Source organism: Streptococcus sp. 10F2 (genome assembly GCF_054331515.2).
This window is the reverse complement of sequence record NZ_JBTGGE020000014.1, coordinates 19,950-34,713: the sequence shown is the minus strand read 5'-3', so window position 1 is coordinate 34,713 and position 14,764 is coordinate 19,950. Positions and strand designations below refer to the sequence as shown.

Sequence of the window (14,764 nt, the reverse complement as noted above, 5' to 3'; positions counted from 1 at the left end):
ACTACAGTAGCTGGTTTGTCGCCTGCTGTCTTAGTATCTACTGGACTTTCAAAGGAAACTGTTGTCCCTGCTGGCAACTCTGGCAAGTTAGAGATGGATTTCTCCGCTGATGGGGTTTCACCAACTTTGACTGTCTGTTCTGCCGGGGTTGGTTCATTGGTTTCAGCTTGCGTTGGAGCCTCTTCAACCTTAACCGTTACTGGAACCTTATCTGTTGAACCATCTGGGTAAGTCACAACGACTACCGCTGGCTTATCGCCTGCTGTCTTAGTATCCACTGGAGTTTCAAAGGAAACTGTTGTGCCTTCTGGGAGAGATGGCAAGTTAGAGATGGATTTCTCCGCTGATGGTGTTTCACCAACTTTGACCGTTTGGTCTACCGGTGTCGGTTCATTGGTTTCAGCTTGCGTTGGAGCCTCTTCAACCTTAACAGTCACTGGAACCTTATCTTGAGATCCATCTGGATAAGTCACAACTACAGTAGCTGGTTTGTCGCCTGCTGTTGTTGTATCCACTGGAGTTTCAAAGGAGACTGTTGTCCCTTCTGGGAGAGATGGCAAGTTAGAGATGGATTTCTCTGCTGTTGGTGTTTCACCAACTTTGACCGTTTGGTCTGCCGGGGTTGGTTCATTGGTTTCAGCTTGCGTTGGAGCCTCTTCAACCTTAACCGTTACTGGAACCTTATCTGTTGAACCATCTGGGTAAGTCACAACGACTACCGCTGGCTTATCGCCTGCTGTCTTAGTATCTACTGGACTTTCAAAGGATACTTTCGTTCCTGCTGGTAACTCTGGCAAGTTAGAGATGGATTTCTCCGCTGATGGTGTTTCACCAACTTTGACCGTTTGGTCTGCCGGGGTTGGTTCATTGGTTTCAGCTTGCGTTGGAGCCTCTTCAACCTTAACAGTCACAGGAACCTTATCTGTTGAACCATCTGGATAAGTCACAACGACTACCGCTGGCTTATCGCCTGCTGTCTTAGTATCTACTGGACTTTCAAAAGAGACTGTTGTCCCTTCTGGGAAAGATGGCAAGTTAGAGATTGACTTCTCTGCAGATGGTGTTTCACCAACCTTAACTGTTTGATCTGCCGGTGTTGGCTCATTTGTATCAGCCTGCTTAGGTTTTTCTGTCACAGTAATCTTGAATTCTTCTGTAACTGAGTTTCCATTAGCATCTTTGACTGGAACTCCATTCTTATCAAGAACGGTGACTTTTACAGTACTTTCGCCAACTGTTGTTGGAGTTCCTGTAATGGTGTTTGTATTTGCATCAAATGTAACACCATCTGGAAGCCCTTCAACCTTGAAAGAACCACCTGTTGGAACTTTTTGGCCTTCAACAGTTATATTCTTAATTGGTGTCCCCTGTTCAACTGTTTGATCATCGATTGGTGTAATGGATGATCCTGCTGAATTTGGATCTTTCGGATTTGTTCCGTCTGTTCCCTCTTCTGTATCTGGAATACCATCGTTGTCATCGTCATCGTCATCCTTGTCTGGCGTATTATCACCATCTGTATCAAGGTGGAATACTGCATCAACCTTATCAGTTGTTGTATCTGGATAAGTTACAACAACTGGTACTGTAACCGTTTCTACAGTTGTTCCAGCTGGTGAATCTGGAGCTGAAACAGTGACTACACCAGTATTCTCGTCGATAGAGATTGTGTAACCATCTGGTACAGTGAAATCTGGTGCAATGGCAAACTTACTTCCAGCTGGAGGAGTCGCTGCATTACCATCTTTATCCGTAAAGCTAGGAGTTGAAGTAGCTGGAGTTCCAGGAACCACATTCTTTTCTTCATAAGATGGCTGATACAAGTCATTCTGTTTAGCAACATCCGCCACAAATGAATCCAAGGCAAGAGCGGATGTGATATCCGTTGTCGCCACCCCTTGGAAGAATACCCCTGAAGTATAGACCGCTGGAGCACTTAGGTCAGATTCAACGGTAATTGGGACTGATTTTGCGCGACCTTCATTATCAGCCGTTACAGTTACAGGGGATCCAATTGGATTACCATCTTTAAACCATTGGATTTGGTATTCACGATTTGGCATCAAACCAGATGTAGTAGACTCAACTGTTGTACCTGGTGTAGCTTTATTATCTGTTGTGTCATAAACCAAGACATCATGATTTGGTTGTTTTGCAAGAATTGCAAAATTTTGCCAGAAATTATTGGCAGCTGGTTGAGCTCCTGTTAATGTATCAGCAGTGCTTTGGAACATGTTTGTTTGGTAATTATTAGACCAAATCGCATGATCCTCAATTAATGGGAAAGCATAAACATAATCACTATTAATATGACGGTGTTTTTGGCCAATGGTTCCGTTCCACTTCATCAGTGCTTTATGATCCACATCTGAATCAGAAACAACTTTTCCATATTCATCATCAGAGATAGTCCAGGAAATTCGCAAGCCTGAATTTTGCTGCGTACGTGAAACACCGTACAATCCTTTAAACGGAATATAGTATGAACCGTCTGAGTTCACAACACCAACTACTGTTTCAGCGATATGTGACCCGACCCCATTCGCTGCTTGATAAGCTTCAACAATTTGTTTTTGAGCTGCAGCAAAATCTTCTAAGTTATAACCTTTATTGGCATCTTTCCACTCGTCAAATTGACGTGCCACTTCATCATTCACATATGAAGCAACAACTTTTACACCTGTCGCATTCTGGTCTCCCTTATCCTGAGGAAGAGCTCCACCTTTAATCCATTGATTGGCCAAGGTACCTGGGGCATCCCCGTTTTCGTACCAAACATCACCACGAAGTGTACCGTAGTTACCTTGGTCTGCCCATTCTCCTGTATCCGTGCCGGCAGTTGTCCACTCTGATTCTGGTTTTGCCAACCAAGATTCTGTAAAGTGCTTCTCTTGGAGAATAACATGGGAGTTAACAATTCGGTTAACACCGGCTGTGAAATCCCAAGACTCATTCTTACGATTGGTCCGTGTATGGAATCCATAGGTTTTATCACCATGTTGGATAACATTATACTTATCTGGATTTGGATTTTCTACCCATGTACGAATAGCAAACTTCCCGTCACCAGCAAGTTGGAATTTATGCTCCACACCAGAAGCATCCACTACTGGTTCAGATAAATCAATCACAAATGAACCATCTGCATTTGTAGTTGTATAATAAACTGGCGAAACAAAACCTTTACCATTTACCCACTGGATATAAACTTTCACACCTTCCAACATCTTGGAATTTGAATTCGTTCCAGCTAGCGTACCATCACGATAAAGCCACGCTTGACCTTGGTAAGCCTGACGTTGCATATCTGTTCCAGGTTTATAGATAGCCTCAGTAATATCAAATGGTGGAGTGTTTTGATCGGTACTCATAAGTGCAAGTGCAATATTATCCCCTGCATATGGTGTAACTGCCCGAAAACGAGAAACATAGGCAGCTTCCAATGAGTTGGTCACCTGACTCATATTTGACAAAGTGTCAGCTGTAGCCTGTACCTTATCTTGGTTGACTACAGGTTGATCCGAATCAGCTAAGCTAGTAGAAGCTGATGGCAATGATACTCCAAGGGAATCCTTAGAAGCTGTATCAGCAGTCTCAACAACAGGTGTTGTAGGCTCAGAAATAGGCTCTACTACTGGGGAACTTGTAACAACAGTTTCATTCACTGCAACAAGTTCACTTTGTTTAGATGCTGATGTAGAAGAAGGGAGGATTGTTGGTTCCCCTGACTTCTCAGTTTCTGAAGAAGAGGATTGACCTTGGTCTTTCTTCTCAGCTGTTTCTACTTTCTTTTCTTCGACTTGAGGGTTTTCTTCCTCAACTAGTGCTGATGAAGTTGGGACATTGAGAACAGCAACTGGAGCTTGATAAGTTTGACGTTCTTCGTCCGACGTAACCCCGGATGATTGCTCTTCCGTCACCTCTTCCGAAGGAACTTTATCTAGCTCTGGACTAACCTCAACATCACTCGCGCTTACCATTGTAGTTGCCCCTAAGGCAAGTACAAGAGAGCAGCCAAACAGGAAGTGTTTTCCTTTTTTGACCATACGCCAATTAGTTTGTTTAGCACCTTTCCTATTAAAATACATAGTATCCTCCTCATTCTAATGATACAGACTAAGTATACCACAAAAATCAAGCAAACCTAGCTTATTTGACCAATAAAAGAAACTCTTTTTCAAACTAAAAAGTTTTCATAGTTAGATCTGGAATTTCTGACTTCACCGCTAAAACAAGAGAGGCATTAAGTTTCAAAAATCAAATCTAACAAGCATCCTCCATAAACCGCATTATTCATAAATCTTTCTAGCCCTATCTCCAGATCTTTTAAACTCCCCCAAACTCTTAATTTAAAAACAACAAAAAGAAGGCAGATTCCATTAATCGCCTCCTCTTCCTTTTAATAAAGCGGTTGTTGCTGGGTTACACAGTGGATCATACCACCATTTTTATAGAGCTTGCTGACATCAATCCCAACCACTTCCCGACTCGGATAAAGTTTTTGAATGCTCTCCATGGCTTCTTGATCATTAGCATCTGAATAGATGGGAACCAAGACAACCTTATTCCCTACGTAAAAATTAACATAACTGCCCTTGTAATCGAGCCCCTTGACATTTTTCTTAGTCAGAGGTAACTCCGTGATTTCATAGGGCTCCCCCTTTACATTTTGAGCCCTATAAAGAATCTCTAAATCCTTCTTCTTAATTCCTTCATATAATTCAAAAAAATCTGCCTTACTCACAGCTACCATACGGTTCTCATCGACAAAACGGGCAATCGCATCAATGTGGGCATCGGTAATATCCTCACCACTGACACCCTCTAACCAGATAAAGTTTTCAGCTCCAAGATACTGTGTTAGATAAGCTTCTGCTTCCTCCTGACTCATGCCAGGATTCCGATTCTTATTCAAAACCGCACTACGAGTAAGCATGGCGGTACCGTGACCATCCAACTCAACTGAGCCTCCTTCTAATATAAAGTCAGATACATCTATCCGTGAATAACCTGTGGCTTCTGCCACACGCTGAGGAATCACATCATCATTTTGGTACTCCATCTTATCACCCCAGCCATTGAAACCAAAATCTACAATTCGCAGTTCTCCAGCCTCATCTCGTACAAACATAGGCCCTGTATCTCGAGACCAAACATCATCACTGGGAACAACCCAAAAATCAAGTTGAGTCATATCCAAACCTGCATTCTCCAGAAGCACACGAACACGCGCTTCTTCCTGCTCATCATAGACCATGATATGAACCTTCTCACCCGTGTGTAGAGACTTAGCCATTTGTACCCAAATCGGTTCAATGGATTTTTGATAAGCTTTACCATAAGTCTTAGCATGCGGCCAAGTTAACCAAGTTCCCTCATGCTTCTCATCCTCTGCAGGAAAAGTATATTTCTCCATCGCAGCCACCTCCTTATTTAACAGTAAACCAGCTCCCAAACTCACCAAAACCAACATTGCCAATAGCCATCCCATCCATTTTTTCATCACAGAACTTTAGCAACCTCTTCTTCCCTTCTAGATAGTCTATAGAATAACACGAAAAAGAAGAGGATACAAATAAGAGACAACAGAACCAATCTTAACAGATAGCCCCAACTCCAAAACTAGCCCCTTGGGTGTCAATTTTCCAAGGGGCTAGTTTACTTCTACTTTCGAGGATTAATCTTCTTTTTTCTTAAGAAGTCCTACATTCATAGCTGTTATGCTTACACCAAGCAGAGCGAGTAAGCTAGATTCTTCTCCTGTATGTGGGAGTCTCTTTCCACCTTCGTTCGCTTGCTCGGTAGTTGGTCTTTGTTCCATTATGGTTGTATGCTTGCTTAAATTTTCTGGAGTTAGTGGAGATACCGTGGTTTGTCCCAAGCCCTCTGATACTGCTACTCCAAGCAAAATAATCCGTTTTTGGCCAGTCTCAACTGTTTCTGACACTAGCTTACTCTCAATCACTTTTCCATCTTGCCAAGTTTCTAGATAACGACTGCTTTTCTTGCCTGGTTGACCTTCTTGAAGAACTTGTCGATAACCTTGAGGGAGTGTCGAATCGTAGACAAATTCTTCCTCAATTGGGAATTGCTCCTCGACAATTTTTTCTTTCACAACCGTTTGTGTTTTCTCAACTTGGGCACGAAGTACAAGAACGGTAGCAGTCAAAGGAGCCAAGGTTAAATTATCTTGCCCAAGACTGACACCTTGAAGATTGGTCAACGCTTGCGTTCCTGCACGCGCTCCATCAACTAGGACTTGTCCTTGTAAAAGGTCTCGATAAGCACCTGTTAAGGTAAAAGTACGCTCCTTGCTATCTGCGTTAACAAAGACGGCATAACGATCACCATTGCTAGCTACAGTTTGATAACCGATGACTAGGTCTTCACTGCTGATACCATTTTGGCCTGGTACCGTCAATAGGGTCACATTCTTATCCACTTCTTCTTTTGTCCCTAAACGAAAGGCATCACTGGACTTACGCAAGGCAATAAGTCCCTTGGTGAAATCATGAGTACGGACATTGTCAGGATAAAGGCTGGCATTAGTCGCCTTGCTCCAATCAAACTTGTTAATAGCATCGGACGAATCATAGGAATCATGGATGTAATAAGGATAATCGAAAGGAGTACCATCCGCATTGGTTAGCAAATGTGCCTTATTCGGAACCTTATCTTCTGAAACCGGATAACGATACTCAGGATGGCGGAACTGCTTGGTACGACCATACTCCTGCCCAGAGTGGATAAACGGTGTCCCTTGCGAGGTCAGCACAAGAAGATTGCCCAAACGCTGACGCTGGTGAATTTCCGCCGTGTTCTCTCTCTTGCTCGGGTCCTTCTTAATGGATTGGGCAATAATATCAAAGAGGGTTAGATTGTCATGAGCAGCAATGTATTGAATGACATCCCCTGGATCATCCGCCACAAAATTCCCTGGCTGAGCCTTTATATTATTAAAGACAGACTCCAGACTCTTAGGAGCACCCGTAATAAAGGCTGGCTGTCCCTCATTCGGATAACCGGACTTAAGAGTATTCCGAATCTCATCCGAGAATACTGCAACCGTATCGGTTGAACTCATCCAATCCTGATCAGCTGGCTTGACTGGCTGATTGGTGTCACCTGTAAAAGTCCGCCAACCTTCTCCAAGCATGATGATATTTGGATTAAGTTTCTTAGCTTCCACAAAGGCTCGTTCAATCGCCTCAGCATCATGATCCCCCATCATATCAAAGCGGAAACCATCAATCTTATATTCATCCACCAAATACTTAATGGAATCGACCAAGACCCGACGACTCATGTAGTGAGTAGTTCCCAAACGTCCCCCACCGAAACTGGATTTAGCCGTTCCATCACTCTCCATAAAGTGATAATAGTGTGGCTCTAAATCCTCGAAGAGAAAGGTTTTAGCCGTATGATTGTAGACGACATCCAAGATAACTCCCATACCTTGCCGATGAATTTCATGAACTAGATTCTTGAATTCCTCAATCCGCTTCATCGGATCGCTAGGATCTGTTGTATACATACCGCCAAGTGCAAAGTAAGATTGCGGATCATAACCCCAGTTATAATTGCTATTGGAAGACGCATAATCTGCCAAACGCTCCCCATTCTTCAACTCATTAACGTAATAATAACTCATGACTGGCAAGAGTTGGATATGCGTCACACCCAATTCCTTGAGATATGCCAAGCGTTCCGCAAAAGCCGCAAAAGTTCCGAACTGATTCTTTAAATCGTCTCCAATTGCCGGATCAGAAGTGAAGTCTCGAACATGGGCTTCATAAATCACAGCATCTTCCCTTTGCTTAAAGTTAGGAATAGAAGCAAAATCCAAGTCCTTTGACCCAACCTCACTAGGATCCACAATGGCTGCTTTGGCAATCCGATTAGCCGGCCCTTGATCCGCCAGATCACTATTCCAAGCCGCTAGGGATTTCGCATACGGATCCAATACCAAGACCTTTTCACCTTGGCGCGTGATTTGATAATGATAGAAATATCCGCGATAATCTTCGACTCCCAATCCGGAAGAAAGATTTAATTGAAGATTCCATTGTCCCTTATATCCTCTAGTTAAAGGGAGTTTTCCAACCACCCGATTAGGATCAAGCTTATCATATAAGACTAGATCCACCTGCTCCGCACTAGGTGACCACAAGGTTAGATCTACCACTCGACCCTGTTCAGAAACACGAGCACCCAGTTCACCTTGGTAACCATAAAGCTGATCCTTAAGCTGCCAACCCATCTTGGTTGGAAAGACATCATTTCCATACTTGAGTGTATAACCTGCTCCCTCTGCAGAAAAATCACCTAAAAGCTGAACCTTCTTGCCCTCGGGATCCACCACCAGATCACGAACTACGACAGACTTGGCATCCTTATCCAGAACCGATAGTTTTTCCAACAACTCTTCCTTACTGATGCCATCCAGAGTTGAGAAAGAAGCCTCCAAGGAATCTAAACGATTATGAGCAGCCCCTAGTACTCGAATATCATTGATGTAGTATGGATTCGTATAAATCGTTGCATCATCATCCTTGAGAAAAATCTGCGTATGATTCCTCAAATCGGAGAAATTGTAATCCTTAGGCTGAATCTTCACCGCATCACCAGACTGACTCTCGTCCAATAACAAAAATCCAATCGAATTTGCCAACTCTGTCAGCTTCACATCTCGGTAAACACCATACTGACCCTGATGCTCAAAATTCACACCATCCGGCCAATCCCCCATCTTCACATCCGCAACATCACCCCAAAGCCAAAGACTCTTCTGGTCATAATTGCCATCCGTCCGGAAATAGTTAATCCGGAGATAGCCCTCCTGCAAAGGCTTATACAGACTCAACTTAAAATTCTGATCAAACCAAGCTTGGTTCATATCCGAATGAATCCGCTCAATCGTCTTGTCCCCAGTTATATTCTCACCAGCTATATTGTTAATCAACAAACTAATCTTCTTAGCCTGCTCCCCCTTCATCCGGACATCCATGTAATACCCGTAATCATCACGTCCAGCCTGTGCAAAACTCGTAGCCCCCGTAGGCCAACCACCCTTATCCGATGATGGCACCTCTACATCATCCCAGGACCACAAACCTAAACTCTCCACATTATCTGAAGGCAGCTCTTTAAAATGAACACGGAAGCTCCCTTCCGCAATCGGATCACTCTTTCCTTCAACCGAAGCAGAAACATCTGAAACCACAACCTCCGACCTCTGAGCCTGAGAATCAGCAACATCAGCGGACTCCTCTGCCACTGGCTGAACGGCCATGATAGGCTCTTCCATAATCGGCTCAGCCTGGTAAACCGTCGAATCGACAGCTTCTTTGACCTCCACTCCCTGATCCTGCAGCACAGGCGCAGACTGGGTGACCTCATCCGCAGCTACCTGACCACCCGTGAAAGTCATTGCAATCCCAACAGACGCAATTCCTGTTGACAATTTCCGAATAGAGAAAATCTCATGCGCAACCATCTTCTTCATAAAATCCTCCTACAGATGTATTGTTGATACCATTGTAAGCGTTTTAAAGATAGATTGCAAACGTTTTCTTGGATAGAGTAAAAATCGCATCCCTAGGGAAGGAATGCGAGAGGACTAAGAGCCGATATTTTGGGAGGATTCTTCATTCACACTATTATTTAATATTTATAATTAAGCACTACCAAAATTAGCTTCAAAAGCAATCTTGATATTCTCTTCACTATCATCAAATAGTTCATATTCTTTCAAAACATCTATGTTGATAAATTCACAACACTCATAATCACGAAAAGATTTAGGTACATTTTTAAATGATAAAACACCTGTAAAAAGTAAGCCATTTATGGTATTACCACTACTTCTTTCATATTCATATATAGCTATTGGTATTGGCTTATTCGTTGACTTATTTTTCCTTAATTGTAGATGACTATCTGATCCAAAATCATAATATTCATTCAATGTTTGTTCTATTGTTTGACCATTTACTAAATTTATACACCCAAAATCAAACTTATCAGGCGAACTTTTTTTATAACCTCTTTTTAAAAGTAACACCTGTTTTTGGCTATTAAATATAATCGCTGCTATATGAATATCTACTGGTGATTCAATTTTAGTGACTTTTTTCTTATCTTGAATTGTACTTTTTATAGTAACGACATACTCACTAAGTTCCTCGTATTTCCCCAAAGATTTAAACACTCTATCTAAATAATTCGCAACATCTTCCTTTAGATTCTCAAGACTGTAATTTTTTTCATCATATTCAAAAACATCTTCACTCCAATTAGGATGATACATTATAAGTGGATAATCTCTCTCATGCCAAATTCCTTTTAGTTGTTTATTTCCAATACTTCTATAATGTGAGAGGTATGCTTTAGCTTCTGGAATACTATGTGGACTTCGGCTTAAAATATTTTGAATCTGAACAAATTCTGCGCTGACTAATAATTGGTTCCTAATAGCCAATTTACTAATCCTAAAACCCAAATCAATATCAGGGCCAAGAAAATCAATGAATTCGTAGGGATATTCTGAATATGTCAAATTAGGAATCTTCTTAATTTGTATATTTTTATTTACAGTTTCAAAGTTTGTTAAGTCATCTAGATTGGTTTCAAGCACTTTTGAAATCCATAACGTACCTTTTAACGCTATATACATCTTTGTATCTTGAAACTCACTGTGAATATAACTCTGTATAGCTTGCATAGATTTGAACAAATCATATGGAATCGAATAAAGAGTATTCAAATCTTCCGAATTTAATTTTTTATAAAAAAGGACTTCATCTCCAATATATTTCCAAAATTCAAATCCATATTCAGATAACTTATTTTGACTTTTATCGTAAAAATAATTAAATAATTCAGCCCATCTAGAATTGATTGACTTTAAATAAGTAGAATTCACAATATCAAATGAACAAAACAGATAAACAAAATCTTTTTGCTCATTAGGTTCCCTTGAATCTTCAGTCTCAAGAAGATAATCAGCAACATTTTCTACCATTCGAATATCCCTAAAAACTTTCCTCTAGTTAAAACTGCCGAATCAGATACCTGAAAATATTCACTAACTGCTGATATATCGCACTCATGATTTTCATCTAGGGACGAATTTACTTTTTTTATAAATACATCCTCCGGCATTAGCAAATCAGCTGCAAATTGGTTTGCAGCATACTCTAACTCATTTGCACCTCTCCTGTATAAAACCTCATACTGTTTAACATGCCCCAGAAAAAGATGACCTAATTCGTGAGCAATTGTAAATCTATCTCTATTACTTCGACCGTCACCTCTTAATTCAACTACATACATAGTATTACAATCTATATTTTCAACGGTAATTCGACCTTCAACATCTAAATTTTTTACATCATATCGAATTTCTAAATCATTAAAATGATCAAACAAATCATCAAAATTAATTGGAATATCTAATTCGATTTTATTTATCAATCTATCAGCTAATGCTTTTATTTTGTTTCTTTCCATCATAAATTCCTTTAAAATTGAGTAAACACTATAAAAAACAAAATCGAAACGAAGTACACAATTATAGATAACCTCAGTTTCATCATTTTATTCTTTGTAACTTTAGAAATCTCTCTAATTTGCTGTTGATAACAATCTTCTTTTTTGAAATCGATCGGTAGCGAAAAATTTTCATCTGACCAGGATAAAAAATACATTGGATTTTTTGAATCACTAATAGTAGGCAATATAGCCCATACCAAACAACATATCGAAAGAACCATGCCTATAAAAGAGAGACATATAAAAATCGAATTTTCTGATGTCGGTTGCAACTTACTGATAAAATAAAACAAACCAGTTTCGAATGTTAGTAATGCAGTTATCTTCACCTCAACAAATTTAAGCCAATCTGAAGTATCTTTATAAAGTTCTTTCCAATCCTGTTCTTCCATCTTTTACCTCTATTCACAAAATAAATCTAATATTCAATACGATATGAAATTTAAATTAAATACATAAAAAATCACTGATTCCCGAATAAACTCTATACACATCTTTATTATTTGTAAAAATTATAGCATAAAACAAGAGGAAATATTATCCCAATTAGTTGAGCAAATAGATTTTCTCTATTGATTTAACTTGGATATACTGAGATGACCCACTCAGTACATAATATTTGGTTCGCAAGCTTATCACTTTAATCCGTAGATCGATCTCTTGAAGCTTTTTTAGAAGACCGTTCTCCATTTCTAGTAGTCGATTGCGTTCCTCTAATTGTTTAAGCTTAAGGAGTAATTCCTCTTCATTCGTTAAATTCAACTTGCTTTCAAGTCCTTTTCCACGACGGTCTTCTAAGCCTCGACTACCTTCTTTTTCAAATTTTCTTACCCATGAATAGATTTGTTGGTAAGAAATACCATACTTTTCAACAGCTGCTTGATAGTTTTTATCGTGAGCAATCGTAAAGTTTACGGCCTCAAGCCGTTCTTCAAAAGTTGTTTTACGTCCCTTTTTCATCCTAAAATATCCTCTACTAGTAGATTTCAACTTATTACCACTAGTATAAATGTTTATCCACTTTCTGAGAACACTTCGATCTGATATTCCATATTTTTTAACCAAACTCTCTTGGCTTCCTCGGCCTTCTAAATAGTCAAATACAGCCTGTTCTTTCAGCTCCTGGCTATATTTCTTCCAAGTTCGACTTTCATAGAGACCATTAATACCATCTTGTTTGTATTTTCGAATCCACTCTTGAATCGTTTTGTAGGATACCTGGCTTTGTTTAGCTAAGTAACCTATGGATTTATGATGATTGAGATAAAGCAATACAATCTCAAGTTTCTCTCCTACTGATTTTGAACTTCTTTTAGACATAAGAAAACAACCCCTATAGCTTCTAGTGAAATTTTGTTTTTTCACTGTCCACTATAAGGGGAGAATATCAAAAGCAAGCTGCTTAGAATCTTGTTTTTTTTTTTCAATATACTCTGTTATTGGGAGCTTACGAATAAGGGATACTTTGAATAGCTTCTTTAAATAATTCAGTTGATTTCTGTCCTCCAAAAGATTGACCGATAATTTCACTGCGCCTTTTTCCTGCTTGATAAAGATCTACGATTTGTTGTTTAAATTCATCACTGAAATGACGGCGGGTACATCTATCCATAATATTCTCCTTTTGATTCAATTTTAGAAGTATTTATAATTTCTGTCTAGTTTAGTGTAGCCCATCCACTTCTACCTCTACTCTAAAAATTCGACTTAGCATTAATAAGAGCGGAGAATAAAGGAGAACAAAAAGCTGAGGATCAAACATACTGTGTAGAACCATTACAACCATCCCGACCACTACAATCTCTTTTCTTAATTGGATAAAGTAGTCAATAGACTTTTGTATTCCATATACTGCAAAGAATAAATAATAAAAGAGGCCATCTATTACCATTGATTGAACAATCGAACTGTCGATATAGTTATAATTACTCAGGAAGTTACCGAAGATATCAAGCGTTGTAAATTGAAGTCTCCTTCCTAAAAGACTAACACCAAAATTACGATATCCTTCAACGGATAATCGTAAACGATTATTAGTGAATTCATCCATTAGCTGAAAAATGCTACTTGGTGCAAAATAAAAAAGATACATCAACACAAGTGTAGCTAAAACAAAACTCCATCTAGCCATAAATGAAAGAATATTATTTTCGATAATAAAATCTTTCTTGAATAACTTACAACTGATAAATACATAACCTATAAATAGTAAACTCAAATAATAAGGACTACTAGTTCCGGTTTGACCATAGAGGTACACTGTCATAATGAGAAGTGACATGATTTCCACGATTGAAATTCGCTTTCCTCTGAACATCATATAGGAACATAATCCAAAAAACATTCTTTGAGATGCATATGAAACATAACCGAAACCCAAACTGTAACGATATCCTACATCACTTTTTTGAATCATATTCGCTATATACTCTTTAGAACTAGCAAATATTGTAATAGCTAGCACCATAAAAGTAGCTAAAGAAAATGTAGCCAATAATTTCTTATAAGAAACTGTACGAGCAGAAAAAGTTAACATTAATACATTGATGTCTAGTAGCTGATCTCTATTCCTAGATCGAATTAAAAAGACTAAAACAAAAGCTAGAAATATTAATAATTTAGAAGGATTATTAATAAACTCTCTAATTGTTCGGGGAAAATCAATAAATTCCTTCAAGGCAAGAAGTATCAACGTAATATAAAGCAAAGGTCTATAAAAAATACTAAACCCCTCTATCACTGAAAAATATGTCGTCCTCAATAACGAACAATAAATTATCCAGATGAATAAAGTCAGTAAATAAATATTATCCGAAAAAAATCTATCACGGTTCATTGGCTATCAGTTACTCCTTCTCGAAAACTAATCTATTAAATATCGATTCCTTTAATTCTATCATTGTATCAAACCACCTGACAATTACTCACATACTTAACCGCAAACTGTAAAAATTGCTTCTAATAATTGGATAGAGAAAGTAGATAAATTAACAAGTATTTTAGTTACACCAACCAAGACCTTTTCTAAATAAGAAAAACTATCAATACGTAATAAAATCTACGTTATGAGTCAAAACAGAATTACCCTCAGCTGACTCCCTGTAAACAATAGCTAGTATACCAAACGCCAAATATAACGATATTTATTAGGATTATTATATCTTAAATAATTCCCTGTTGGACTAGAGCAAATATCAAAATCAATCCTATA

The 14,764-nt window shown here is 39.1% G+C and carries 8 protein-coding genes and 1 pseudogene; all 9 read right to left on the bottom strand.

Annotation, left to right across the window (positions count from 1 at the left end):
* Positions 1 to 4,088, bottom strand: a 4,088-nt coding sequence (locus ACXM1Q_RS04305) for a Rib/alpha-like domain-containing protein (RefSeq protein ID WP_458516502.1), incomplete at its 3' end; no start/stop codon positions are given.
* Positions 4,089 to 4,399: 311 nt separating this feature from the next.
* Entirely contained in the window at positions 4,400 to 5,503 is a 1,104-nt protein-coding gene (locus ACXM1Q_RS04300) for an agmatine deiminase family protein (RefSeq protein ID WP_458516504.1), read from the bottom strand.
* Between the two features lie 174 nt (positions 5,504 to 5,677).
* Positions 5,678 to 9,505, bottom strand: a complete 3,828-nt coding sequence (locus ACXM1Q_RS04295; protein WP_458516500.1) for a pullulanase — start codon at positions 9,503 to 9,505, stop codon at positions 5,678 to 5,680.
* Between the two features lie 171 nt (positions 9,506 to 9,676).
* A complete protein-coding gene (locus tag ACXM1Q_RS04290) occupies positions 9,677 to 11,023 on the bottom strand; it encodes a hypothetical protein (RefSeq protein WP_458516498.1) in 1,347 nt (448 codons plus the stop codon).
* Positions 11,017 to 11,514 carry an ImmA/IrrE family metallo-endopeptidase gene (locus ACXM1Q_RS04285; RefSeq protein ID WP_458516496.1) on the bottom strand — a complete coding sequence of 166 codons (498 nt, stop codon included), beginning with the start codon at positions 11,512 to 11,514 and terminating at the stop codon, positions 11,017 to 11,019. The genes ACXM1Q_RS04290 and ACXM1Q_RS04285 overlap by 7 nt, the downstream gene beginning before the upstream one ends.
* Before the next feature lie 8 nt (positions 11,515 to 11,522).
* The gene (locus tag ACXM1Q_RS04280; RefSeq protein WP_458516494.1) at positions 11,523 to 11,945 is read right to left on the bottom strand and encodes a hypothetical protein; all 423 of its coding nucleotides are present in this window, start codon (positions 11,943 to 11,945) and stop codon (positions 11,523 to 11,525) included.
* A gap of 268 nt (positions 11,946 to 12,213) precedes the next feature.
* Positions 12,214 to 12,873: pseudogene (locus ACXM1Q_RS04275) on the bottom strand (helix-turn-helix domain-containing protein); the annotation flags it as partial.
* 127 nt (positions 12,874 to 13,000) lie between these two features.
* Positions 13,001 to 13,165, bottom strand: coding sequence for a hypothetical protein (locus ACXM1Q_RS04270; protein ID WP_458516506.1), 165 nt, complete (start codon positions 13,163 to 13,165; stop codon positions 13,001 to 13,003).
* A gap of 51 nt (positions 13,166 to 13,216) precedes the next feature.
* Positions 13,217 to 14,389 carry a polymerase gene (locus ACXM1Q_RS04265; protein WP_458516492.1) on the bottom strand — a complete coding sequence of 391 codons (1,173 nt, stop codon included), beginning with the start codon at positions 14,387 to 14,389 and terminating at the stop codon, positions 13,217 to 13,219.
* Positions 14,390 to 14,764 lie beyond the last annotated feature (375 nt).